The organism is Pseudomonas sp. HD57-3, from assembly GCF_056113135.1.
In genome coordinates this window covers 2,835,001-2,858,186 of sequence record NZ_CM148568.1, presented here as the reverse complement: position 1 = coordinate 2,858,186, position 23,186 = coordinate 2,835,001, and the positions used below count along the sequence as shown (strand labels likewise).

The 23,186-nt window shown below is 58.7% G+C and carries 20 protein-coding genes, 2 rRNA genes and 1 pseudogene (1 of these 23 running past the window's edge); 9 read left to right on the top strand and 14 right to left on the bottom strand.

The features are described from left to right. Positions 1-21 precede the first annotated feature (21 nt). From AC0R79_RS12775 to AC0R79_RS12760, 4 genes are all read right to left on the bottom strand, one after another. Positions 22-402, bottom strand: a complete 381-nt coding sequence (locus tag AC0R79_RS12775; protein ID WP_011333671.1) for a nuclear transport factor 2 family protein — start codon at positions 400-402, stop codon at positions 22-24. Between the two features lie 73 nt (positions 403-475). Beyond that, a complete protein-coding gene (locus tag AC0R79_RS12770) occupies positions 476-1,579 on the bottom strand; it encodes an alkene reductase (RefSeq protein WP_474734659.1) in 1,104 nt (367 codons plus the stop codon). A gap of 109 nt (positions 1,580-1,688) precedes the next feature. Then, positions 1,689-2,948, bottom strand: a complete 1,260-nt coding sequence (locus tag AC0R79_RS12765) for a cation:dicarboxylate symporter family transporter (RefSeq protein WP_039771015.1) — start codon at positions 2,946-2,948, stop codon at positions 1,689-1,691. Positions 2,949-3,061: 113 nt separating this feature from the next. Continuing rightward, positions 3,062-3,487 (bottom strand): VOC family protein, encoded by a 426-nt coding sequence (locus AC0R79_RS12760; protein WP_011333668.1) that lies wholly within the window; start codon positions 3,485-3,487, stop codon positions 3,062-3,064. A 104-nt stretch (positions 3,488-3,591) separates the two neighbouring features. Between AC0R79_RS12760 and AC0R79_RS12755 the strand changes: the two genes are divergently transcribed. Beyond that, entirely contained in the window at positions 3,592-4,470 is an 879-nt protein-coding gene (locus AC0R79_RS12755) for a LysR family transcriptional regulator (RefSeq protein WP_064595608.1), read from the top strand. Between the two features lie 11 nt (positions 4,471-4,481). On the opposite strand, the gene AC0R79_RS12750 is transcribed toward AC0R79_RS12755, so the two are convergent. Both AC0R79_RS12750 and AC0R79_RS12745 read right to left on the bottom strand, forming a co-directional pair. Continuing rightward, positions 4,482-5,465: an alpha/beta hydrolase gene (locus AC0R79_RS12750; protein WP_474734657.1), complete on the bottom strand. Its 984-nt coding sequence runs from the start codon at positions 5,463-5,465 to the stop codon at positions 4,482-4,484. Next, the gene (locus tag AC0R79_RS12745; protein ID WP_474734656.1) at positions 5,462-5,626 is read right to left on the bottom strand and encodes a hypothetical protein; all 165 of its coding nucleotides are present in this window, start codon (positions 5,624-5,626) and stop codon (positions 5,462-5,464) included. Before AC0R79_RS12745 ends, AC0R79_RS12750 begins: the two co-directional genes overlap by 4 nt. Before the next feature lie 30 nt (positions 5,627-5,656). On the opposite strand from AC0R79_RS12745, the gene AC0R79_RS12740 reads away from it, so the two are divergent. Both AC0R79_RS12740 and AC0R79_RS12735 read left to right on the top strand, forming a co-directional pair. After that, positions 5,657-6,490 (top strand): oxidoreductase, encoded by an 834-nt coding sequence (locus AC0R79_RS12740; protein WP_474734654.1) that lies wholly within the window; start codon positions 5,657-5,659, stop codon positions 6,488-6,490. A gap of 21 nt (positions 6,491-6,511) precedes the next feature. Beyond that, entirely contained in the window at positions 6,512-7,450 is a 939-nt protein-coding gene (locus AC0R79_RS12735; RefSeq protein ID WP_474734653.1) for an AraC family transcriptional regulator, read from the top strand. A 4-nt stretch (positions 7,451-7,454) separates the two neighbouring features. Here the strand turns inward: AC0R79_RS12735 and AC0R79_RS12730 are convergent, their stop codons facing one another. After that, positions 7,455-8,387: a helix-turn-helix transcriptional regulator gene (locus tag AC0R79_RS12730; RefSeq protein ID WP_127797741.1), complete on the bottom strand. Its 933-nt coding sequence runs from the start codon at positions 8,385-8,387 to the stop codon at positions 7,455-7,457. Between the two features lie 585 nt (positions 8,388-8,972). Here AC0R79_RS12730 and AC0R79_RS12725 point away from each other — a divergent pair. The 4 genes from AC0R79_RS12725 to AC0R79_RS12710 all read left to right on the top strand — a co-directional run bounded on the left by AC0R79_RS12725 (position 8,973) and on the right by AC0R79_RS12710 (position 12,907). Next, positions 8,973-10,322 carry an MFS transporter gene (locus AC0R79_RS12725; RefSeq protein ID WP_127797740.1) on the top strand — a complete coding sequence of 450 codons (1,350 nt, stop codon included), beginning with the start codon at positions 8,973-8,975 and terminating at the stop codon, positions 10,320-10,322. Positions 10,323-10,421: 99 nt separating this feature from the next. Further along, positions 10,422-11,114, top strand: coding sequence for a fumarylacetoacetate hydrolase family protein (locus AC0R79_RS12720; protein WP_474734650.1), 693 nt, complete (start codon positions 10,422-10,424; stop codon positions 11,112-11,114). A gap of 39 nt (positions 11,115-11,153) precedes the next feature. Next, positions 11,154-11,918, top strand: a complete 765-nt coding sequence (locus tag AC0R79_RS12715) for an SDR family oxidoreductase (RefSeq protein WP_085605058.1) — start codon at positions 11,154-11,156, stop codon at positions 11,916-11,918. A 32-nt stretch (positions 11,919-11,950) separates the two neighbouring features. Beyond that, complete coding sequence (locus AC0R79_RS12710; RefSeq protein WP_474734648.1) at positions 11,951-12,907, top strand: 2-hydroxyacid dehydrogenase; 957 nt, start codon at positions 11,951-11,953, stop codon at positions 12,905-12,907. Between the two features lie 56 nt (positions 12,908-12,963). Here the strand turns inward: AC0R79_RS12710 and AC0R79_RS12705 are convergent, their stop codons facing one another. Both AC0R79_RS12705 and AC0R79_RS12700 read right to left on the bottom strand, forming a co-directional pair. After that, positions 12,964-15,090: a TonB-dependent siderophore receptor gene (locus tag AC0R79_RS12705; protein ID WP_474734647.1), complete on the bottom strand. Its 2,127-nt coding sequence runs from the start codon at positions 15,088-15,090 to the stop codon at positions 12,964-12,966. Between the two features lie 145 nt (positions 15,091-15,235). Beyond that, positions 15,236-15,820 carry a TetR/AcrR family transcriptional regulator gene (locus AC0R79_RS12700; protein ID WP_127797736.1) on the bottom strand — a complete coding sequence of 195 codons (585 nt, stop codon included), beginning with the start codon at positions 15,818-15,820 and terminating at the stop codon, positions 15,236-15,238. A gap of 209 nt (positions 15,821-16,029) precedes the next feature. On the opposite strand from AC0R79_RS12700, the gene AC0R79_RS12695 reads away from it, so the two are divergent. Then, positions 16,030-16,707 carry a type 1 glutamine amidotransferase domain-containing protein gene (locus AC0R79_RS12695; RefSeq protein WP_375746800.1) on the top strand — a complete coding sequence of 226 codons (678 nt, stop codon included), beginning with the start codon at positions 16,030-16,032 and terminating at the stop codon, positions 16,705-16,707. 118 nt (positions 16,708-16,825) lie between these two features. After that, a complete protein-coding gene (locus tag AC0R79_RS12690) occupies positions 16,826-17,950 on the top strand; it encodes an alkene reductase (RefSeq protein WP_474734645.1) in 1,125 nt (374 codons plus the stop codon). A 93-nt stretch (positions 17,951-18,043) separates the two neighbouring features. On the opposite strand, the pseudogene AC0R79_RS12685 reads toward AC0R79_RS12690, so the two are convergent. The 5 genes and pseudogenes from AC0R79_RS12685 to AC0R79_RS12665 all read right to left on the bottom strand — a co-directional run. After that, a pseudogene (locus AC0R79_RS12685) lies at positions 18,044-18,654 on the bottom strand (PDC sensor domain-containing protein); the annotation flags it as partial. A gap of 293 nt (positions 18,655-18,947) precedes the next feature. Continuing rightward, on the bottom strand, positions 18,948-20,492 hold the full coding sequence (locus tag AC0R79_RS12680) for a methyltransferase regulatory domain-containing protein (RefSeq protein ID WP_127797733.1): 1,545 nt from the start codon (positions 20,490-20,492) through the stop codon (positions 18,948-18,950). A 79-nt stretch (positions 20,493-20,571) separates the two neighbouring features. Continuing rightward, positions 20,572-21,027, bottom strand: a complete 456-nt coding sequence (locus tag AC0R79_RS12675; protein WP_474734643.1) for a VOC family protein — start codon at positions 21,025-21,027, stop codon at positions 20,572-20,574. A 124-nt stretch (positions 21,028-21,151) separates the two neighbouring features. Further along, positions 21,152-21,267: ribosomal RNA gene (gene rrf, locus AC0R79_RS12670) — 5S ribosomal RNA — on the bottom strand. A gap of 157 nt (positions 21,268-21,424) precedes the next feature. Continuing rightward, positions 21,425-23,186, bottom strand: a 23S ribosomal RNA gene (locus AC0R79_RS12665) (it continues 1,129 nt past the right edge of the window).

The following is a 23,186-nucleotide window of genomic DNA, read 5'->3' as shown; positions in this document are numbered from 1 at the left end:
GCCGGGGCAGAAGACGAGGACTCAGACGCTCGGGTGCGTGTGGTAGATCTTGCTGACGATCGTCCACTTGCCGTCTACCTTCAGCAGGTTGAAGAAGTCGGTGAAACGGAACCCCGACACGTTGTCGGTATCGACCCGGGCACTCGCGGCCGTGCCGACGATGTCGATGCGGACGATCGCGGCTTCGGCTTCAGGAGATGGACGAAACGCGCTGTCGATGACGTCATACAGATTCTGGATCGCGCCGCCGACGAGCTTGCCGTCGTCAACCCCGAACATGGTCGCCTGCGCATTGAACGCGGGCTTCATCAAGGCGCTGTCAGCCTTTGCTCCACCTTCGTTGTACTGGCTGAGCACTTCGACGATTGCGTTGTATTCCTGCACGTAAGTTGGATGGCTCATGATGAACTCCTGTTTGCTGTGAATGTTTTTTCAATCAAGCCGCCCTGCGCCGATCCGGTGCAGGGCGCACAAATCAATGGTCAGCCGTTGGCCAGTCGGTGTAGCCCTTGGCGCCGCCGCCGTAGTAGCTCTCGCGTGGCGCGATGGTCAGTTCGGTACCCCGACGCAGACGCTCCACGAGGTCGGGGTTGGAAATGAACAGGCGCCCGAACGCCACCGCGTCAATCCGGCCCTGTGCCCGGCGCTTCAGTGCCATCTCGAGGTCGTAGTTGTTATTGCCGATGAAGGGGCCTTCGAACTGCGCGCTCAATGCATCCAGATCAACGCCATCAGGAACCGTGCGCGAAGTCGCGGTGGCGCCTTCAACGAAGTGCAGATAGGCCAGATTGAGTCGGTTGAGCTGCTGAATCAGATATCCGTAAGTCGCCATGACATTGCTGTCGGGAGGCGTGTTTCCGGCATCGGGCGTTACCGGCGAAAGACGGATGCCGACGCGGTCACTGCCCCTGATCGAAATCACCGCTTCAGTGACTTCAAGCGTCAGTCGGGCGCGGTTCTCAATGGTGCCGCCGTACCGGTCAGTACGCTGATTGGTCGAGTCACGCAGAAACTGGTCGAGCAGATAGCTGTTCGCCGAATGAACCTCCACGCCATCGAAACCGGCACGCCTGGCATTTTCAGCGGCGCGCTTGTATTGCTCAATGATGCCGGGCATCTCCGAAGTCTCCAGCGCCCGGGGCGTCGACACTTCGACGAAGCCGTTCTCGGTGTAGGTGCTGCCTTCTGCCTTGATCGCCGAGGGCGCAACGGGAGCGGCGCCGTCAGGCTGTAACTCGACGCTGGAAAAACGCCCCACGTGCCACAACTGGCTGACAATCCTGCCACCTGCGGCATGGACGGCGTCCGTGACTTTTCTCCAGCCCGCCACCTGCGCGTCCGACCAGATCCCCGGCGTCATGGCGTAGCCGCGCCCCTGCGCCGAAATGTTTGTCGCTTCGGCAATGATCAGGCCGGCACTCGCGCGCTGTGCGTAGTAAGTCGCGTGCAGTTCGTTCGGAACACCGTCTTCAGCCATCCGGCTGCGAGTCACGGGCGCCATGACAATCCGGTTGGCCAATTGCAGGGCGCCCATTTGCATGGGAGAAAAAAGATCCGTGTTGCGACTGTTATCAATCATGTTGCATACCTTCAATATCAGACCGGTCGTCTAGTAACTTGATGAAAAAAATCGCCTGTACATCAGCAGGCGTTTACTCGTGCAGCGCCGTCAGTGCTCCTTGTGATCGTCAGGCCTTTTGTACGTCCGGGCGGGTACGCGAAGGCTCAAGAGTCACCCTCTCCCACTTGGCGATCACCAGGGGCGCAATCGCATTGCCCAACACATTCAGGGTGGTGGTGCCGCTGTCGATAATCCTGAAGATACCGGCGATCAGTGCCACGCCCTCCAGCGGAAGACCGGCAGACGCCAACGTGGCCGACAGGATGACGATGGCGAATCCAGGCACCCCGGCAGCGCCTTTGGAGGTCAGCACCATGGTCACCACCAGCAGGATTTCCTGAGAAAGCGACAGATCGATTCCATAAAGCTGGGCGATGAAAATTGTCGCCACGCCGAGGAAGATCGACGCGCCATCGAGGTTGAACGCGTACCCCACTGGCACCACAAAACTGACAATGCGCCGTGGTACGCCGTAGTTCTCCAGCTTGCTCATCAACTGCGGCATGACCGCTGCAGAGGCAGCACTGGAGAACGCAAGAATCAACTCGTCGCGGAAATACCTGATCAACTTGAAGATGTTCTCGCCGATCAGGTAACTGATTCCTCCGAGTACCACCAATGCAAAGACGATCAGCGCCAGATAGACCACTCCAATCAACTTGAGCAAGGGCAGCAAAGAGGCAAAGCCGAAGGTAGCGACGGTCGCACCGATCATGCCGAACACCCCTATCGGGGCATAGGCCATGACGATCGAGACGATCCTGAACATCGCATCCGAAATGCCTTGGACCAGCGCAACCACAGGTGCACTTTTCTCCCTGGGCAATGCGTTGAGCGCGACACCGAACAACACCGCGAAGAACAGCACCGAAAGCAACTTCGCCTCGGACATCGCCACCAGAACGTTATCCGGAACGATGTTTTGCACAATCACGAGCGCGCCCTTCGAAGGCTCCATCGTGATGGCGGCAGCACCGTGTGCGATGCCCGAAATATCGGTGCCCGTACCGGGTTCGAAGAGGTTCGCGAAACACAGGCCGATCACGATGGCCAGGCCGGTGATCGCAAAGAAATAGCCCAGCGACTTGATGCCCATCCGGCCGAACGACTTGTTATCCCCGCCTCCGGCGATACCCAGGATCATGCAACAGAACACGATAGGCACGACCACCATCTTCATCATCTTGATGAAGATATCGCCAAGCGGTTTCAGGATCTCCGTGCTGACCCACGACTGGTACTGCGGATGGGTATTGAAGTACCAACCAACGAGCACGCCAAGCAACAGCCCGGCAACGATTTGCCACACCAGGGGAATACGTTTCATGTCTAGCCTTCTTGTTGGAATGAAAGGACTGCATCAATCGGCAGTTGCTAGAGTCATGAGCTTCCAGCTCACTTGAGATCAAATGGCACAACGCCGTTGTGCCATTGCGTTTCTTACTTGGCGAAGAGCTGGCTCATATCCTTGAAGGCCTTGAATTCGAGGGCATTGCCGCAAGGGTCGAACAGGAACATGGTGGCTTGCTCGCCAACCTGTCCTTTGAATCGAATGTAAGGTTCGATCACAAATTCGGTACCGAAAGACTTGAGGCGCTCTGCCAGCGCTTCCCATTCTTCCCATCCCAGGATGATGCCGAAGTGAGGAACAGGAACGTCGTGCCCGTCGACCGGGTTGCTGTGAACGCTCTCCTGAGAGGCGGTTTTCGGGTGTTCGTGAATCACCAGTTGATGCCCGTAAAAGTTGAAGTCGACCCATTGGTTGCTGGAACGACCCTCTTCCAGGCCGAAGACCTCACCGTAAAAAGTGCGGGCTGCAGCCAGGTTGTAAACGGGGATGGCGAGGTGGAATGGCGAAAGGCTCATCAGGACTCCGATACGGTTTTTGTGGTTGGTGAGCACATCGTAGGGCGACACTGACAGCAAAAAAATCAATATATATTTCTCAGAAACACAACTAATATTTGTGAATGATCAAAGAACTCAAGACCCTCATTGCCGTCGCGCGGGAAGGCACTTTCGCGGCTGCCGGCAACCGGATCGGCCTCACCCAGGCAGCAGTGAGCGCCCAGATTCAACGTCTGGAAGCCGAGCTCGGCTTTGAGATATTCGACAGAAAAGGACGCTCGGCCCACCTCAACAGAATGGGCCAGCAAGTCCTGCTTCAGGCGCAGGAGCTGCTTCGTCTTTACGACAACCTGGGATCGACCACCGTCGGTCTTTCCACCAGCATTCTGGTCAACGTCGGCGCAATCGCCTCAGTCCAGCGATCGTTTCTCCCGGACGCACTCGCCAGGTTTCACCAGCAGTGCCCGGAATGCCGAACGCGTGTCGTGCCCGGTCTGTCAATGGAGCTGGTGAATCTGGTGGACACCGGCGAAATCGACATGGCAGCGATCATTCGGCCGCCCTTCTCGCTTCAAAGCGATCTGCGCTGGACCACGCTGGCGCTTGAACCCTACCGTCTGATCGTGCCCAAGGACGTACCGGGAGAAGACTGGATCGAACTGCTCTCAAGCCTGCCGTTCATTCGCTATGACCGCTCCTCCTTCGGCGGCAGGCAGGTCGATCGTTTCCTGCGACAGATGCATTTCACTTTGCGTGAAGTCTCTGAGCTGGATGAGCTGGAGGCCATCATCAGGCTGGTGGAAAATGGCGTAGGGGTCGCGCTCGTGCCGCAGACGGCCACCCATCAGCAATGGCCGTCAGGTGTGCGGGCGCTTGATCTCGGCCAACACACCTTCCATCGTGATATCGGACTGGTGCACAGGCCTCGGCGAAGTTTCACCGAGCCTGTCAGGACATTGGCTGAACTTATTCTCGAGCAATTCAAGGTGGCGGCTGAGTGAGGGTCGATGGCTCACCCCTCAACAAGCCGCCCCGCAACCCACGCACGACTATACCCAAGCACTTTCCCCGCCAAACCCAGCGGAAAATGAATCACCCCATGTGCGGTTTCCGGCAACAGATGCACCTCCACTTCCGCCGCTCTACCCCAACGCTCAGCCAACTCAAGCGTGTCATCACTGAGCGGATCCAGTTCCGCAGCAAACATCAACGCTGGCGGAAAACCGGTGAAGTCACCGTACAGCGGTGACAACGGCGCCTGCCGGCGTTCTTCATCGTTCAATCCCGGAGTGAGCATTTGCAGCGCTTCAACCATCCCCGGCCCGTCCAGCAGCAAGGTATCGGGCCCGGCGTTGCGTACGCTGGGGGTTCCGGTCAGGTCGTAGACGCCGTAATACAGCAGCGCCCCGCTCACCCGTTCGAGCAGGTCCGGCCACTGTTTGAGTTGCAGCAGGGTCGCGGCGGCGAGGTGGCCGCCTGCCGACTCGCCCACGACGATGACGGGCAGGTTCGCAAACTCGCGGCAGTCATCGCTCAGCAGCCAGCGGGTCGCCGTGAGGCAGTCCTGCATGACGCCCTCGATCGGAGTCGAGACCACAAGCCGATAGTCGACCGAGACCACTGCCACGTCGCAGGCTTTCACCATGGCGATGTTGAGGGGATCGTTCATCTGCGCGTTGCCGATGACCCAGCCGCCACCATGGAAATCCAGCACTACGCCTTTGGCCTTTGTCTTTGGCCGAATAATCCGCACCGGCACTGACGCGCCGTCGACACCCACCACTTTTCGCTCGGCCTCGAGCCCGTGCTTGAGCAACTTTCTTGCACCGCCCAATTGGCTGAGGCGCAACAGCAACTGAATCGCCCGTGGGGTGATGCGATTACGGATGCGAAAGCGCGGCAGCCGGGCAAGCTTGCGGTTGAACGCGCGCAATTGCGCCAACTCGTTATCGTCTGCGGGCCAACGGGTTGATGTCTTCATTTCGTCCTGGCTCATCGGCGGTTGTTGCGCAGGATATCAGCGGTTGCGGTCTGTTCCAGCCTGGATGCCTGGAGCAACGCAAAAAGCTCATTGGCCGTCATCTCGCCCCGTTGATAGGAATAGGCAATGATCAAAGACAAACCGACATAGGTGAGTGTTTCTTCGATGGATACCATGAGTTGAAACCGCATGAACTGGAGCCCGTCATGACCACCACCAAAACCCTCTTCATCACCGGCGTCAGCAGCGGCTTCGGCCACGCGCTGGCCAAGGAAGCACTGGCCGCCGGACACCGCGTCATCGGCACCGTGCGCAGCGAAGCCGACCTGCAAGCCTTTCAGGCGCTGTCCATCGACAATGCGTACGGCGTGCTGCTGGATGTCACGGATTTCGACCGGATCGAGAGCGTCGTGGCAACCGTCGAAGCGACCCACGGCCCGGTCGATGTGCTGATCAACAACGCCGGCTACGGGCACGAAGGCATTTTCGAAGAATCACCACTGGAGGACATGCGCCGCCAGTTCGACGTGAATGTGTTCGGTGCGGTCGCCGTGACCAAGGCGTTTGTGCCGTTCTTTCGTCAGCGGCGGGCGGGTCATATTCTCAATATCACGTCGATGGGTGGCACGATCACGATGCAGGGCATTGCCTACTACTGCGGCAGCAAGTTTGCGCTCGAAGGCATCTCCGATACCCTGAGCAAGGAACTGGCGCCGTTCAATATCTTCGTGACCGCCGTCGCACCGGGTTCATTTCGGACCGACTGGGCCGGTCGCTCGATGCAGCGCACGCCCCGCAGCATTGCCGACTATGACGCCAGCTTCGACCCGGTGCGCAAGGCGCGCGAAGACAAGAGCGGCAAGCAGCTCGGCGATCCGCGCAAAGCGGCGCAGGCGATGTTGCAGATCATCGCCAGCCCTGCTCCGCCAGCGCATCTGTTGCTGGGCAGCGATGCATTGAGCCTGGTGCGCGACAAGCTGAAACGCGCCGCCAGCGAGATCGACCAATGGGAAACGCTGACCCGTTCCACCGACCATTGAACGGCCCACAGAGAGAACGCAATGAAACAGGCCGACCCAAGCACTTCGCGCATGGTGCAGCTCATGGAGACGCTGGCACCGGTCGAGGGCTATAACCTCAGCGCGCTGGAGGGCGTGCGCTTCCTGCGCTCGAACCGGCCACTGACCCGCACGCCGGTGCTGTACGACCCCGGTATCGTGATTCTCTGTCAGGGCCGGAAGCGCGGCTATCTGGGCGATGACGTCTACGTCTATGACGCCCAGCATTACCTGGTGGTGTCGGTTCCGATCCCCTTCACCATGGAGACCGATGCCTCTGAAGACGAGCCGATGCTCGCGATCTATATGCAACTTGATTTCCAGGTGGCCAGCGAGTTGATGCAGCAGGTGGATGAGGTTCACGGCCCGAGTGATGCGCCACCCAAGGGCATGTTCGCCTCGCCGATGGACGACCGCCTGCGCGCATCGACACTGCGTTTTCTCGAAGCCATGAGCAATGCGTGCGAGGCGCAGATATTGGGGCCGTCGCTGTTGCGGGAAATCTACTACCGCATCCTGACCGGCGAACAAGGCGGCTCGATGCGCGCCGCACTCAATCGACAGGGACACTTCGGCAAGGTGACGCGGGCGATCCGCAAGATCCACAGCAGCTATCAGGAGCGCCTGGACGTCGAGCAACTGGCCCGCGAAGCGAGCATGAGCGTGCCCAGTTTTCACCTGCACTTTCGCAGCGTGACGGACGCCTCACCCATGCAATACCTGAAGTCGACACGCCTGCATCAGGCGCGACTGTTGATGTTGCGCCACGCCATGACCGCGTCAGCGGCGGCGTTCAGTGTCGGCTATGAAAGCGCTTCGCAATTCAGCCGCGAGTTCAAACGGTTCTTTGGCCGAACGCCGCAGGCGGAGATCGAGTGGATGAAGGCAACATATGCGTTGCCTGCGCCGACGTCGGCCTCGGTTTATGTTTCGTCGCATTAGCCGATCAGGCATCTACAGGTGACTGCGGGGTGTCGGGGTCCAGTTGCCGACGGCGGAACTGTCCAGGTGGCTGGCCGTGGATCTGGCGAAAGCGCCGGGAGAAATAAGCTTCATCCGCAAAACCACACAGCCTCGCCACCTCGCCCACGGGCCGGGCTCCATTGAGCAGGTAATTGCGCGCCGCGTGCATTCTGCGTTCCAGCACCAGCTCGGTGAAGGTCTTGCCGATTTCCTTGCGCAGCCAGTGCGTGAGGTAAGTCGGTGACAGGTAGGTCGCCGCCGCCACCTTGATCAGATTGAGATCGGGGTCGGCAATATTCTTGCGCAGGTACTCGAACATCCGGCTCAGTGCATCCCGTCGACTGGCCTGTGCTGCGTTTTCTTCCGCCAGGCGTTTGAGCGGTTCGGCATACAGGACGCACACCTTGCCCACCAGTTGCAGCAGCAATCCCTTGAGCACTTCGCGTGTACCGAACTGACGATTCTCGTCCAGGCTGCGCATCTGTTCGATCAGGCCACAGACCTCATTGAAATCTTCGTTCCCCAGAATGAAATCCAGATGTTCCTGAAAGCGGAACGGCGACAGTTCGGGCGCCAGGAGAATCGATACCTCCTCCAGATCCATCGGGTCGCACTGCAAATGCGGCAACAGAAAGGTCTGGGAAAAGTTGATCACCATGAAATTGCTGTCCGCCGGATGCGGGATCACGTGCACACGGTGCGGCAGGATGAATGCCAGTGCGTTACGCGGAAACGGACGAACCGCGTTGCCAATGTGCTGCACCGTGTCGCCGCCGAGGTTGATCTGGATCTGGAAGTATTCGTGTCGATGCGGGCTGGTCTCGGCGCGGCGACCTTTTTTGTCACGAATATAGAAGTCCATCATCTCGCTGCGTTGCTGCATGACGTAGGTGGGCACACGGCATTGTGATGTCATTTGTTGAACATCCTCGACAGGTACTTGGGCAGGTTTTCCTGGCGTTGCCGAGCAATCGGCATTGCTCATCTTGAAGGTTCGGCGCCAGCCCTTCAAGCAGTCATACGATGACATCAAGCTCAGTGGATTTTCTACACTTCCATTACCGATGATGCCTGTCCAAAAAAACAGACCGGACAGTCATTGTTTTTTCCATTTAAAAACAGACAGATAGAAATAAAATCAGGGCGCACCTTAAAAATCCACTGTGTGGTTTTTTTTGGACAGGTTTATCTGGCGCTGCCTTCTCCGGAAAAAATGATCTAACACCTTGATTGATTTCAAGAGGTTGTACGACCACTGTATTTCCCACGCCCAACCTCTTTCAAAAACAACAGAAGGTGCGCACGTCATGAATCCGCTATTGCTCCCCGCCGCCCCTCCCCAGCCTTTACCGACGATGCCAGCCGGGAGACGTACCTGAACGTTTGACCCTGGCCGTTTGTGCCATTCGTTTCAATTTCGATTGCCTTGCCCCGGACAGCGGGCAACGGCGTCGGCTGTCCGCAAACAACTCGACACTTCTAACAATAACGAGGTCCACTCATGTCGAATTCGCACACCTCCCCGACCACCGCCCCGCCACTGATTGCCGGCGACAGAGACGCCGCCTCTTCCCGGCGACTGCCGACGCGGCGACGCTGGTTCATGCTCTCGCTGCTGCTGATTGCGACGATCATCAATTACATCGACCGGGTGAACATCTCGATCGCCGCCCCGTTCATGGCCAAGGACCTGGGTCTGGACAAGATCGAAATGGGGCTGATTTTCTCTGCCTTTGCCTGGACGTACGCACTGGCGCTGGTGCCGGCCGGGTTTATCGCCGACCGCTTCGGTTCGCGTTTTACCTACGGTGTTTCACTGATCAGTTGGTCGACCGTCACGGTGTTTCAAGGCTTCGCCACGGGTTTCGCTTCGTTGTTCGGCCTGCGCCTGGCCGTCGGGGCGATGGAAGCGCCGGCGTTTCCGGCCAACAGCCGTGCGGTAACCGTATGGTTTCCGGCGCGGGAACGGGGACTGGCCAGCAGCATTTACGTCTGCGGGCAGTACCTGGGAACGGCACTGTTTACCGGTGCCTTGCTGTGGCTGGCCACAACCTTTGACTGGCGCCATGTCTTCTACAGCACCGGCGCGCTCGGCATCGTCTTCGGTGTGCTGTGGCTGTATCTGTATCGCGATCCGCTGAACTGCAAGAAGGTCAGCAAAGAAGAGTTGAAATACATCGAGGCCGGTGGCGGACTGGTCAAGAGCAGCCAGGAACGCACTCGTTTCAACTGGCGGCAGATCGCCGAGCTGTTCAGCTATCGCCAGGTCTGGGCCATTTGTATCGGCAAGTTCGCCAGCACATCGGCGCTGTACTTCTTCCTCACCTGGTTCCCCACCTACCTGATCGAAGAACGCCATCTGACCACAATCAAGGCCGGGATCTTTGCCGTGATGCCCTTCGTGGGCGCAACGGTCGGCATCCTGCTCGCCGGCATCGTGTCCGACCTGCTGATCCGTCGTGGCTACTCAATGTCCTTCGCCCGGAAACTGCCGCTGGTGATCGGATCGATGCTGGGCATGTCGATCGTGCTGGTGAACTTCACCGACTCGAACGTCATCTGCATCGCCGTGCTGACCATTGCCTTCTTCGCGCAAGGCATCGCGTCGTCTTCGTGGGCGGCGGTGTCGGAGGTCGCGCCCAAGGAACTGATCGGACTCACCGGCGGGATTACCAGCCTGGCCGCCAACATTGGCGGGATCGTCACCCCGATCGTGATTGGCGCTATCGTCCACGCCACCGGCTCGTTCGCCTGGGCGTTCTGGTTCATCGGCGCCGTGGCGCTGATCGGCACCCTCTCCTATTCATTGCTGCTCGGCCGCCTGTACCGCATCGAGTTGAAAACACGCTGAAGCAAGAATCACCGTTTTCTCCAACAGGAGGCGGCTTTCGTCCAACTTCGCCAACGATTGCCGCCGTACGCTGACCTTTCACACAGGACTTGCACCAGGATGAACATGACCGAGTACGTCTTTACCCCGGATCTGCCAGTGACCTTGCCGGTTGTCGGCAGCGAGCAACGCTTTCCCGTCGGACGCGTGTTTTGCGTCGGCCGCAACTACCCGTGGCCGGACACGCTGGGCCAACCGCGTCAGCCACCGGTGTTCTTCATGAAACCGGCCAGCAGTGTCGTCGACGCTGCCGGCGAAGTGATCTTCCCGTCACTGACCGAAGAGTTCGCCCATGAAATCGAACTGGTCGTGGCCATCGGCGAAGGCGGCTCGCAGATTCCCGAGAGTCAGGCGCTGGCCTATGTCTGGGGCTACGCCGCCGGGCTGGATCTGACCCGTCGTGACGTACAGCGCCTGGCCAAGCGCGACGGTTTGCCATGGGAAGGTGCCAAGGTGTTTGACGGCGCCGCACCGATGACCGCCATTGTGCCGGTCACTCGGGCCGGTCGGCTCGAAGGGGAATTATGGTTGAGCGTGAACGGTGAAGAACGCCAGCGCGATCGTCTCGACAGCCAGATCTGGTCGGTGAGTGAAGTCATCAGCCGCATCTCGCAATCCGTAACACTCAAGGCCGGCGACCTGATCATGACCGGCAGCCCCGCCGGCGTCGATGTCTTGCAACCCGGCGACGTCATCAGCGCCGGGATCGACGGCATTGGCCAACTCGAAATGCGCGTCGGCACCCGGCCTTGAGTCTGTCCTTAAGTGATTGGAAAAAAGGAGAACAACAAAATGTCTGACACTCAATCCTTGAAAGTGGCCCTGGTGACCGGCGCCGGCAGCGGGATCGGCCGTTCCGTAGCCCTGGGCCTGCTGGCCGACGGTTACACCCTGGTGCTGGCCGGGCGCCGGCCCGAACCCCTGCAGGCCTTGGTCGATCTGGCGGCCGGCGAAGGACGCGAAGCCCTGGCGGTGCCTACCGATGTACGCGACCCCACCAGTGTCGACCAGCTGTTTGCAACCATTGCCGAAGTCTACGGACGCCTGGACGTGGTCTTCAACAACGCCGGGGTAAATGCCCCTGCCGTGCCGCTGGACGAACTGACGTTCGAGCAGTGGCGAAACGTGATCGACACCAACCTCAATGGCGTTTTCCTCTGTGCCCGTGGCGCGTTCGGGCTCATGCGCCGGCAACAGCCACAGGGTGGCCGCATCATCAATAACGGTTCGATTTCGGCCCACACCCCACGTCCTTTCAGCAGCGCGTACACCGCCAGCAAACACGCGGTACTGGGATTGACCAAATCACTGGCGCTGGATGGTCGGGAATTCAATATCGCCTGCAGCCAGATCGATATCGGCAATGCCTTGACCGAAATGTCGGTACGCATGACCAAAGGGGTGCGCCAGGCCAATGGCAGCATCGCCGTGGAGCCGATGGTCGACGTCAAGCATGTCGCCGACGCCGTGCGCTACATCGCCGGTCTGCCCCTGTCGGCCAACGTCCTGAACATGACCGTCATGGCCACTGCCATGCCGTTTGCCGGCCGCGGTTGAGCCGACTTTTTTATTGCGTAAGTGAGGTTTACATGAAGCCAGAAGTCTTGCAGCTGAGCCCGATCCTGATTCCGCAAATCAATGCGCGTCTCGGCGAACTGTTCACGATCAGGCGTTATTTCGAGCAGGCCGACAAAGCGGCGTATTTGCAGGAACACGGCGAAAACATTCGCGGCGTCATCACGGGTGGGCACACGGGTATCAGCCAGGCGTTGATGGCGCAATTACCCAAACTGGAAGTGGTGGCGGTCAACGGTGTCGGCACCGATGCGGTCGACCTGGCCTACGCCAGGGATCGCGGAATCCGCGTGACCGCGACCATCGGCGCACTGACCGAAGACGTGGCCGACCTGGCCATCGGTTTGCTGATCGCCGTGTGTCGTGGGCTGTGTACCAGTGACCGTTACGTTCGCTCGGGCCAGTGGCCGCAAAGCCCGACCCCATTGGCACCGCTGCCTTTGGCGCGGCAAGTGTCCGGCATGCGTATCGGCATCGTGGGCATGGGCCGGGTCGGCCGAGCGGTCGCCACCCGGGCAGCCGCGTTTGGCTGTCCGATCAGCTACACCGATCTGCAACCGATGAGCGATGTCAGCCACACCTTCATCGCCGACCTCAAGCAACTGGCCCGCGACAGTGATGCCCTGATTCTCGCGGCAGCCGCCGACAAGGCCGAGGCCATCATCGATGCCTCCGTGCTGCGGGCTCTGGGCAAGGACGGCTACCTGATCAACGTCGCCCGAGGAAAACTGGTCAACGAAACCGACCTGGTGGCGGCCCTGACGGCTGGCGAGATCGCGGGTGCGGCAATGGATGTTTTCGTCGACGAGCCTAACGTGCCTGAAGCCTTGTTTGCCCAGGAACAAGTGGTGCTGCAACCGCATCGCGCCAGCGCGACCCTGCAGACCCGCACCCGCATGGGCGAGATGGTTGTGGCGAGCCTGGTGGACAGTTTTGCCGGAAAGACTCCGCAAGGATGTGTGAGCGGCTGAGCCTCACAGTCATCGGGGGCCGCTGCCCCTGATGATGGATTTCAGACCCGATCGGACTACAACGTGTAGGAAATGCCGACCTGCACCGTTCTCGGTGCCCCCGGATAGGCGTAGACGTTACCGAATGCGCCCTCGTCGTAGTCCCGGTCAAACAGGTTCTTCAGGTCGAGGTTGAGGCGCACCTTGTCATTGACCTTGTAGTAGCTGAGCAGGTCGACAACGGTGTAGCTCCCCATCGAGAACGCCGTGTTCGCCGTTTGACCGGCGCGCTCATCGACATATTTGACGCCTGTCCCCAGACCCAGACCACTGAGGGCACCGTCCTTGAACTCATAGACGTTGAGCAGGCTGAAGCTGTTTTTCGGGATGTTCATCAGTCGCGTGCCGGAGCGGATCACGTTGTCCTTGGTCACCTCGGCATCGACGTAGGCGTAACCCCCGATGACACGCCACTCGGGAGTCAGGTTACCGGCGACATTGAGGTCAAATCCCCGGCTGCGCACTTCCCCGGCAGCCACGCTGAAAGTCGAGTCCACCGGATCAGTGGTCAGGACATTGCGCTTTTCAATCTGATAGATCGCCGCGTCAACGCTCAACTGATGATCCAGCGCTTCCCATTTGACGCCCATCTCCCAGGACTTGCCTTTCTCCGGTTCAAAGCCGCCGCCCTGTCGGCTTGCGCCGGTATTGGGCTTGAAGGAACGCGCGGTGTCCGCGTAAATCGCGAGGGTGTCAGTCAGGTCGTAGGTCACACCGACGCGGGGCGTGACGGCATTGTCACTGGCCTGCCAGCTCTTGCCGCCGGGCACGTAGGTTTCGTAGTCGTGTTCAAAGCGTTCGAAACGTGCGCCGGCCAGCACTTTCAACCGATCGGTAAGCGCTACCTGGTCCTGTACGAACGCGGCGTAGGTCTTGAGATTTTCCTTGTCGTGGGTCGGGGTGCGCGTCAGTGCCGGACGGGGCTGCCCATAGACCGGATTGAAGATATCGATCGGATAGGCACTCACCGCGCCGCTGGAGCGCTGGATGATCGACTGGTAGTCGTAATCTTCGTATTCGATACCGGTCAGCAATGTGTGCTGCAGGCCGCCGGTGGAGAAGTGACCGGTCAGGTTGAGTTGGGTGTCCTTGTCCGTCCACTCCAGCTTGCGGTAGTTGAAATTTCGTCCCAGAGTCCGGCCGTCGGCGGCAATGCCGTTGGCTTCAATGGCATTGCCCTGCAAGGTACCGTCGAGCCACTGAATGCCACCGCCGAGCGTCCAGTCCTCATTGAGCACATGCTCGAAGCGCAATTGCGCCATGTTGTTGTCGTTGTGCAACTTGCCGGCGTCCGGTTCACCGAAGAAGGTGTCGCGGGAGGCGGTGCCAATCTGCCGGGGATAACGCGTCGCGCCCCGGTCCAGCGGATGGTTGTTGCGCATGAAGTCACCCTCGAAGATCACTCGGGTGTCATCGCTGGCTTGCCAGGTCAGCACGGGGGTCACGCCGTAGCGTTCGGTTTCGACGTGATCGCGGAAGGTATCGCCGCCCTCGCCCACCACGTTCAGGCGATAGGCCAGACGCCCCTCTTCATCGAGCGGACCGGAAGCATCCAGGGTACCGCGGCGCATGCCTTGGTCATTCAGCTGGCTGCCGAGTGTGACCGTGCGCTCGGGCAACGGTTGTTTGGATACGACATTGAAAGTACCGCCCGGATCACCACGGCCGTAGAGCATGGTCGCCGGCCCGCGCAGGACTTCCAGACGCTCGATGGTGTTGGCATCCGGCATGTTCGGATAACCGCGGTTGATCGGGAAACCATTACGGTAGAACTCGCCGGTGGTAAATCCGCGCACGGTGAACGTGGTCAGTCCCTGGCCGCCAAAATTGTTGGCTCGCCCTACGCCGCCCGCGTAATCCAGTGCGTCCTGCAGCCGGGTAGCACCGATGTCTTCGACCGCGTCTTTGGTGACGACACTGATCGACTGCGGGGTTTCATGGATCGAGGTGTCGGTCCGCGTGGCACTGGCCGAACGGGTCGCGCGATATCCGTGTACCGGACCGTCCGCTTTTTCGTAATCCGCGGTACCGACCACATCGGTTGCCTCCAGCTCCAGCGCTGACACCGTTGACTCGGATGGCTCGGCCCACGCAAAGGGAGACAACGTTTGCAACACACAGATGGACAGCAGAGTTCGACGCATGAGGGGAAAACCTTACGGATAGGCCAGAACGAAGGGGATAACTGCCAGCAAAACGCGGCGGATGGTATACCACCCGCCGCGCAATTGATAGGCATTCCCATTCGTTTGTGCAGCTGACTCTCAACCTCTTGCGTCTATCGCTTTCTCACACGCTCAACAGGCGTTTCGTGGTCGCCATTGACGTACTCAACGACTGTCCTGTGCGTTGCAGTTTGTTCAGCAAACTGGCCCCCAGCCACAGCTGATACAGCGTTTCGGCCAGTTGTCGGGCATCACCCTGTGGCAGGCTTTTTTCGACCTGGCCCTGTTCGATGCACTCGCTGATGCGAGCCACCACTCGCTCTGCACCATCACGCAAGGTCAGGCGCATGGTTTCGGAAAGGTCAGCCACCTCGGCACTGAGTTTCACCACCAGGCATTCGTCGCCATGGCCTTCCAGAGTGCAGCGATCCTGCCAGCCCTGCCAGTAATCCATCAGCCGCTCATGGGCGCTCAGGCCGGGCAGCGTCAGGCGTCGCTCCATGTCGGCCAGATAGTCGACAAAGTAATCCTCGAGCAAGGCCTGGCCGTACAGTTCCTTGGATTTGAAGTAGTGATAGAACGAGCCCTTGGGCACGCCGGCGGTCTGCAGGATCTCGTTCAGGCCGACACTGGTGAAGCCTTTCTCGGCCATCATCCGGTGGCCGGTGTCGAGCAAATGTTGGCGGGTGTCGTCGTAGGTCGGTTTCATGGGGCACGAATTACCAGGCAATAGACCAGTCGTTTATCTCAAAGGAACGCGAGTTTGCCACACCTGTCCATGAAAAACCCTCGAAGAAAAAATTACTAGACGACTGGTCTAATTGGAAACTATGCTGCGCCCCGACAAACCTTTTCCCGGTGTCGATCCTGTGCGAATCCCTTGCTCATGAACGCCGCCAGACCAACCCAGGGTGCTCTATGAAAATCTTGATGGTTTTGACTTCCCACGATCAACTCGGCAACACCGGCAAGAAAACCGGCTTCTGGCTCGAAGAGTTCGCCGCCCCCTACTACGCCTTCAAGGACGCCGATGCCGATGTCACACTGGTTTCGCCCGCTGGCGGCCAGCCGCCGCTGGATCCGAAGAGCGACGAGCCCGACGCTCAGACGACTGAAACCGATCGCTTCCGCCAGGACCCTGCGGCCCAGCAGGCACTCGCGAGCACCGGCCGCCTGGCCGACGTCCGCGCCGAAGATTTCGATGCGGTGTTTTATCCAGGTGGCCATGGCCCGCTCTGGGACCTGGCCGAAGACAAGCATTCCATTGCCCTGATCGAAGCCTTCGCGCGCAGCGACAAGCCCCATGGTTTTGTCTGCCACGCACCGGGGGTACTGCGTCATGTGGTCGATACGGACGGTAAACCGCTGATCCAGCATCGCGAAGTGACCGGTTTCACCAATTCCGAAGAGGCGGCCGTCGGTTTGACGGATGTCGTACCTTTTCTGATCGAAGACGAGTTTCAGCGTCTTGGCGGTCGCTATTCCAAAGTTGCGGATTGGCAAGTTCATGTCGTGACGGATGGAAAACTGGTCACCGGCCAGAATCCTGCCAGCTCGGCGGCTGTCGCCGAAAAACTGCTGAAGCTGCTGGGCTGAAGCTTTCCGCTACATCCTCGAACAACTGATCCGGACACCGTGTGTGCGTTGCACGGTGTTCTTTTTTCGCCACTTTAATAGTCGACTGGTCTAATAAGGCCATGATCAAGGTATTTCCATGAACCACAGAAGTTTCTTTACACCCGTCACCCTGGGCCGCCACATTCTGAAAAACCGCATCGTCCTGCCGCCCCTCACCCGCCAGCGCAGCACCCAACCGGGCAATGTCGCCAATGAATTGATGGCCGAGTATTACCAGCAACGTGCCGGTGCCGGTTTGCTGGTGACTGAGGGCACCCAGATCGAGCCTCGTGGGCAGGGATACGCCTGGACCCCGGGCATTCATACACCTGAGCAAATCGCCGGGTGGCGCAAGGTCACCGAGGCTGTCCACGCCAGTGACGGCGTGATTTTCGCGCAGCTATGGCATGTCGGTCGCGTATCCCATACTGCCCTGCAACCCAATGGCGACGCACCGGTCTCGGCCTCCGCCATCGCCACCGACCGGGTCAGTGTGTTCATCGAAACCGCACCCGGAGTGGGCGCTCTGGCTCCCCCGTCCGCGCCTCGAGCGCTGACCACCGAGGAAGTCCAGGAACTGGTTCAGCTGTACATCCAGGCGGCGCGCAATGCCATGGACGCCGGTTTCGACGGTATCGAACTGCACTGCGCCAATGGTTATCTGGTAAACCAGTTCATCTCCGCCCACAGCAACCTGCGCACCGATCAGTACGGCGGTTCGTTGCACAATCGCCTGCGTTTTCTGCGCGATGTAGTCGCCGGGGTCGCCGAGTGCATCGGCAAGGAAAAAATCGGTGTGCGCTTCGCCCCCCTGTTCACCACCACCGATGAAGCGCGGACTTACCTGGGCATGGTCGAGGAAGATCCGCACACCACTTACATCGAAGCGATCAAGGTGCTGCAAGACGTCGGCATTGCTTACCTGTCCATCGCCGAAGCCGACTGGGACGACGCGCCAGTGATGCCGCAAACCTTCCGTCGAGCGGTACGCGACACCTTCGCCGGCGCGATCATTTACGCGGGTCGCTACAACGCCGAAAGCGGTGCACGGTTGCTGGAATCAGGACTGGCGGATCTCGTGGCTTTCGGTCGTCCGTTCATGGCCAATCCGGACCTGCCCGCGCGCATCGCCAATGACTGGCCGCTGAATTCTCTGAACCCGGCTACGGTGTATGGCGGTGATGCCGAAGGCTATGTGAATTACCCGGTGTACGCAGAGTAGCTTTCGTTGCTGCGTCACGCTTCGCCCGGCGCGCTTCCATCGTCAGGGTCTGATCGAAACATCGCCGATTGGCCAGGCCTGTCAGCGCATCTTTGACGCAGTGCAAACCGATTGATCCACCAGGTACTTCGCATAGATCGGCGATTTGGAGAAGTTGCGTCCCATGTCCTATTCGCTGAAAGCATAACGGACCGGCAGCGGGCCGTCGGTGTAGGACAAGCCGATGGCGCTCTCCTGTCCTACATCGAGCGGGCCGAACAGACGCAGAAAGTTTTCCACTCTCAAGGTGACCGCCACCACACCGGCAAACTCACCGCGAGCGTCATTGAAACGCCGGCTGATGGTGATCACCCATTTCTGATTCGAGCGACTACGGATGGGCGGGCCGATGAAGGGCTCGCGGGATGGATCATCGCGGTGTGAGTGAAATAGGCACGGTCGCTGCTGTTGGCACCGACAGGAATCGGCCGGTTGGATGACATCAACCAATGACCTTTGTTGTCGTAGAGAGTGATGCCACTCAGCTGCGGCATCAGCGGTCGCTGCCTGTTGATCGAAGTATTGAGCCGTTCGATCTGCGCCGGACCACTGCCCTCGGTTTCCAGGCGCCCGACGAGTCCGAGCAGAAGTAGCGAGCTCTGCCGGACAATGCCTTCGGAATACGTCGCAAGTGCCTGCGTCAGGTTCAACCCATGGACGTTCACCTCGTCAAGTGCTCAATCTCGAGAACCCAGCACCTTCCAGATCGTGAGCGATGCCAGTGAGCAGCCGATAACCAACAGCAAGGGCACTACAAGGTGAGTATCACGCTTCACATCAGTACCTTATGCAAAGTCCGGTTTCCGTTGACGCTGTTATTTGACCGGGGCATTACATCGACCGCGCGTCCTTGTCAGCACGTCAGCCGCGGTGCTGTCATTCTGGTTTTGCGCATGAATCCGAAATGCCCCGGACGACGGCAGGCAACGCGAGAACGTCCTGCCGTCCCTCGTCTCGACTAGACGATTTTCAAAGCCTTGAGAATCACCAGCGTACTCTCGGCAAACGCTTGGGCCTGCACGGTCAGTTCGGCAAGGTTTTCTTCCGCGGTGGTCAGGGCCCTGCCGTCCTTGAGGAGACCTTCGCCCTGGCCGCCGATGATGCCCCATGCCAGTTGCGCCCATTCAGCCGGGTGTTTTTTACCTTGCTTGATAGATATCAGGAACAACTGCTGGAAGCGACTGACCGTCACGCCACCACCGGTCACCGGGCTCGCCAGGGTCTGAATCTTGTTGCCATACAACGAACGCTTGCACAGCTGCAGGTTGAGGGTATTGCAGCGGGCCTGCACCAGCTTTTCATTCGCTTCGCTCTGACAGGGCGCCACGACCCCCATGCCGATCAACACGTTTAGGGCCTGCTCCACGTCGCCGTACGTCAACGAGGGCACGAGATCCAGCAAGTGCCGCAAGGTCTTCGGCGCATAGGCGTCATCCGCCAGTGCCGCAAGCACCGGGCCATAGATCTCTGCCTGCAACGTGGCTGCGCCTGCCGGACCGGTGACATTGGCCGGCACGCTTTCAGCCGCCTGCAACAGAACGAAGCGCGTGCTGAGCATGCGCTCGCGGTGCTCGGAGGCGGACAGCCTGTTGGCGCCACGCACATAGAGGTCCCGACGGAAACTCTGGTTCACAAAGTAGTCACGCGCCTGCTCGCGCATGACGGGATGCTCGATACCTTCCAGAAAGTCCATGCCTTCGGCGCTCAGGTTGAGCGGGTCGACGGAGTCCACCGGCACGGCTGTCGTGGCGTAATCGAGCTTGGCGGGTGCCAGGGCATCAACCACGTCGGTGAAATACATGCAGTTCCAGTCGCGGTTGAAATACTCATGGGCGACGTACTGGCGGTCCTGACCCTTGATGCTCTGGAGCTTGGCGTCCAGACCCGGTGCGGAGTTGGCATATTTGGGGTTGGCCGCCAAGAGCGCTTCGGAAAATTGCAGCGCAGCGTCGATACGTTGATCAGGACGCGCAGAAGCCTGACTGGCGAAACGGTCGTGCAGGCTGAACAGTTGGCGCAGGGGTGCTTGAGGCGACCAGCCCGGGAAGCAGTTGTAGCTGACGTAGAGCAGACCACCAGGCTTGAGATGACGACGGACGAATTCCACGATCAGCTTATGGTTGTCGCGGCTGACCCAGGTCCAGATGCCATGCAGGCTGATGCTATCGAACTGAGGTAAGTCATGGCGGGCCAGCAACTGCTCGAAGCTGTCGTCATACAGTCGCGCATCGCTGCCCCAGTCTCTGGCCAGAGCGATGGCATGGGACGCCTGGCCCGGGTGAAAGTCGGTACCGACATAGGAGCCCGGATTGCCCGCGGCATGGATGTTGATCGAAACGCCCTGACCGAAGCCCAGCTCACAGTGGTAACCGTCGGTACTCTCCAGCGTGGCGAAACCGCGCAACAGCAGACAATAACGCTGGAAAACCGGATTGATTTCCCGGCTGTACCCGTAGGTGTAACCTTCGTCCGTGAAATATCCCTCGTTCCAGGCATTGCTCATGCGTGCACCCTACTCTGATATCGGAAATGAAAGTCGCTCTTATACGGGGTAGTCGAGGCGTATCACAAGAGGAAAAACGTCAGGCAAACGCCTCCTCGATAAACGCCTCCAGCGTTTTTTCTTCGAGGATTTCGATCGAGAAGTGGCCAAAGCGTTTGGGCAGCCAGATGATGCGCGCCCCTGCCTGCGATTGCAGGTATTCGCGGGCCAGCGGTTTACCGTTTTCATCTTCGGGCTGTACGCCTTCAGAGACCAGCTCGTCGTAGGCTTTTTCGATATCGGGAGTCGAATAGCAGTGACGGTAGATCATGCCCTCGCCCGCGCTATTCAGAAGCTCCCGCAGATTCCCGGCCAATGGCTGAACCAGCATGAAACGCTCCTGCCCGATCAACGCAATCGCATAACGCACATGCAGGCCGCCCCGCTCCCACACCAGCGTCCTGGAGATTCTCGCCTTTAAAATCTTCGCGTAATACGCACAGGCCTCTTCGAGGTTGTTGACGAGTACATCGACGTGACTGAACTTGAGTTGCATGGCCTGCCTCCTGCCGAACGGAGGCTCATGGTAAACATCAACGGGCTCTCTGACGCGAGCAAAAACTTTCCTGCGGGCAAAACAAAACCCCAACTGCTTTCGCAATTGGGGTTTCGGAATTTAATCTTGACGATGACCTACTCTCACATGGGGAAACCCCACACTACCATCGGCGATGCATCGTTTCACTTCTGAGTTCGGGATGGGATCAGGTGGTTCCAACGCTCTATGGTCGTCAAGAAATTCGGGTACTGAGTCGTGACCGGATGGCCTCGCTTCAGCAAATTGGGTATGTGACAGCTTTCGGTGTTTTGTGAGCGTCGAACTTTCGGTTCATTTTCGTCTTCACACACCGCAATCTGGTCTCTTTCGAGTCTACAGATTGCTTGGGTGTTATATGGTCAAGCCTCACGGGCAATTAGTATTGGTTAGCTCAACGCCTCACAGCGCTTACACACCCAACCTATCAACGTCGTAGTCTTCGACGGCCCTTCAGGGAACTCAAGGTTCCAGTGAGATCTCATCTTGAGGCAAGTTTCCCGCTTAGATGCTTTCAGCGGTTATCTTTCCCGAACATAGCTACCCGGCAATGCCACTGGCGTGACAACCGGAACACCAGAGGTTCGTCCACTCCGGTCCTCTCGTACTAGGAGCAGCCCCTCTCAAATCTCAAACGTCCACGGCAGATAGGGACCGAACTGTCTCACGACGTTCTAAACCCAGCTCGCGTACCACTTTAAATGGCGAACAGCCATACCCTTGGGACCGGCTTCAGCCCCAGGATGTGATGAGCCGACATCGAGGTGCCAAACACCGCCGTCGATATGAACTCTTGGGCGGTATCAGCCTGTTATCCCCGGAGTACCTTTTATCCGTTGAGCGATGGCCCTTCCATACAGAACCACCGGATCACTAAGACCTACTTTCGTACCTGCTCGACGTGTCTGTCTCGCAGTCAAGCGCGCTTTTGCCTTTATACTCTACGACCGATTTCCGACCGGTCTGAGCGCACCTTCGTACTCCTCCGTTACTCTTTAGGAGGAGACCGCCCCAGTCAAACTACCCACCATACACTGTCCTCGATCCGGATAACGGACCTGAGTTAGAACCTCAAAGTTGCCAGGGTGGTATTTCAAGGATGGCTCCACGCGAACTGGCGTCCACGCTTCAAAGCCTCCCACCTATCCTACACAAGCAAATTCAAAGTCCAGTGCAAAGCTATAGTAAAGGTTCACGGGGTCTTTCCGTCTAGCCGCGGATACACTGCATCTTCACAGCGATTTCAATTTCACTGAGTCTCGGGTGGAGACAGCGCCGCCATCGTTACGCCATTCGTGCAGGTCGGAACTTACCCGACAAGGAATTTCGCTACCTTAGGACCGTTATAGTTACGGCCGCCGTTTACCGGGGCTTCGATCAAGAGCTTCGCGTTAGCTAACCCCATCAATTAACCTTCCGGCACCGGGCAGGCGTCACACCCTATACGTCCACTTTCGTGTTTGCAGAGTGCTGTGTTTTTAATAAACAGTCGCAGCGGCCTGGTATCTTCGACCGGCGTGGGCTTACGCAGCAAGTGCTTCACCCTCACCGGCGCACCTTCTCCCGAAGTTACGGTGCCATTTTGCCTAGTTCCTTCACCCGAGTTCTCTCAAGCGCCTTGGTATTCTCTACCCAACCACCTGTGTCGGTTTGGGGTACGGTTCCTGGTTATCTGAAGCTTAGAAGCTTTTCTTGGAAGCATGGCATCAACCACTTCGTCGCCTAAAGGCAACTCGTCATCAGCTCTCGGCCTTAAGATCCCGGATTTACCTAAGATCTCAGCCTACCACCTTAAACTTGGACAACCAACGCCAAGCTGGCCTAGCCTTCTCCGTCCCTCCATCGCAATAACCAGAAGTACAGGAATATTAACCTGTTTTCCATCGACTACGCTTTTCAGCCTCGCCTTAGGGACCGACTAACCCTGCGTCGATTAACGTTGCGCAGGAAACCTTGGTCTTTCGGCGTGGGTGTTTTTCACACCCATTGTCGTTACTCATGTCAGCATTCGCACTTCTGATACCTCCAGCAAGCTTCTCAACTCACCTTCACAGGCTTACAGAACGCTCCTCTACCGCATCACTTACGTGATACCCGTAGCTTCGGTGTATGGTTTGAGC

What these genes read in the sequence shown, in the direction of transcription:
- AC0R79_RS12775 (WP_011333671.1), bottom strand. Translation starts at nt 402, where the DNA reads ATGAGCCATCCAACTTACGTGCAGGAATACAACGCAATCGTCGAAGTG.
- AC0R79_RS12770 (WP_474734659.1), bottom strand. Translation starts at nt 1,579, where the DNA reads ATGATTGATAACAGTCGCAACACGGATCTTTTTTCTCCCATGCAAATG.
- AC0R79_RS12765 (WP_039771015.1), bottom strand. Translation starts at nt 2,948, where the DNA reads ATGAAACGTATTCCCCTGGTGTGGCAAATCGTTGCCGGGCTGTTGCTT.
- AC0R79_RS12760 (WP_011333668.1), bottom strand. Translation starts at nt 3,487, where the DNA reads ATGAGCCTTTCGCCATTCCACCTCGCCATCCCCGTTTACAACCTGGCT.
- AC0R79_RS12755 (WP_064595608.1), top strand. Translation starts at nt 3,592, where the DNA reads ATGATCAAAGAACTCAAGACCCTCATTGCCGTCGCGCGGGAAGGCACT.
- AC0R79_RS12750 (WP_474734657.1), bottom strand. Translation starts at nt 5,465, where the DNA reads ATGAGCCAGGACGAAATGAAGACATCAACCCGTTGGCCCGCAGACGAT.
- AC0R79_RS12745 (WP_474734656.1), bottom strand. Translation starts at nt 5,626, where the DNA reads ATGGTATCCATCGAAGAAACACTCACCTATGTCGGTTTGTCTTTGATC.
- AC0R79_RS12740 (WP_474734654.1), top strand. Translation starts at nt 5,657, where the DNA reads ATGACCACCACCAAAACCCTCTTCATCACCGGCGTCAGCAGCGGCTTC.
- AC0R79_RS12735 (WP_474734653.1), top strand. Translation starts at nt 6,512, where the DNA reads ATGAAACAGGCCGACCCAAGCACTTCGCGCATGGTGCAGCTCATGGAG.
- AC0R79_RS12730 (WP_127797741.1), bottom strand. Translation starts at nt 8,387, where the DNA reads ATGACATCACAATGCCGTGTGCCCACCTACGTCATGCAGCAACGCAGC.
- AC0R79_RS12725 (WP_127797740.1), top strand. Translation starts at nt 8,973, where the DNA reads ATGTCGAATTCGCACACCTCCCCGACCACCGCCCCGCCACTGATTGCC.
- AC0R79_RS12720 (WP_474734650.1), top strand. Translation starts at nt 10,422, where the DNA reads ATGAACATGACCGAGTACGTCTTTACCCCGGATCTGCCAGTGACCTTG.
- AC0R79_RS12715 (WP_085605058.1), top strand. Translation starts at nt 11,154, where the DNA reads ATGTCTGACACTCAATCCTTGAAAGTGGCCCTGGTGACCGGCGCCGGC.
- AC0R79_RS12710 (WP_474734648.1), top strand. Translation starts at nt 11,951, where the DNA reads ATGAAGCCAGAAGTCTTGCAGCTGAGCCCGATCCTGATTCCGCAAATC.
- AC0R79_RS12705 (WP_474734647.1), bottom strand. Translation starts at nt 15,090, where the DNA reads ATGCGTCGAACTCTGCTGTCCATCTGTGTGTTGCAAACGTTGTCTCCC.
- AC0R79_RS12700 (WP_127797736.1), bottom strand. Translation starts at nt 15,820, where the DNA reads ATGAAACCGACCTACGACGACACCCGCCAACATTTGCTCGACACCGGC.
- AC0R79_RS12695 (WP_375746800.1), top strand. Translation starts at nt 16,030, where the DNA reads ATGAAAATCTTGATGGTTTTGACTTCCCACGATCAACTCGGCAACACC.
- AC0R79_RS12690 (WP_474734645.1), top strand. Translation starts at nt 16,826, where the DNA reads ATGAACCACAGAAGTTTCTTTACACCCGTCACCCTGGGCCGCCACATT.
- AC0R79_RS12680 (WP_127797733.1), bottom strand. Translation starts at nt 20,492, where the DNA reads ATGAGCAATGCCTGGAACGAGGGATATTTCACGGACGAAGGTTACACC.
- AC0R79_RS12675 (WP_474734643.1), bottom strand. Translation starts at nt 21,027, where the DNA reads ATGCAACTCAAGTTCAGTCACGTCGATGTACTCGTCAACAACCTCGAA.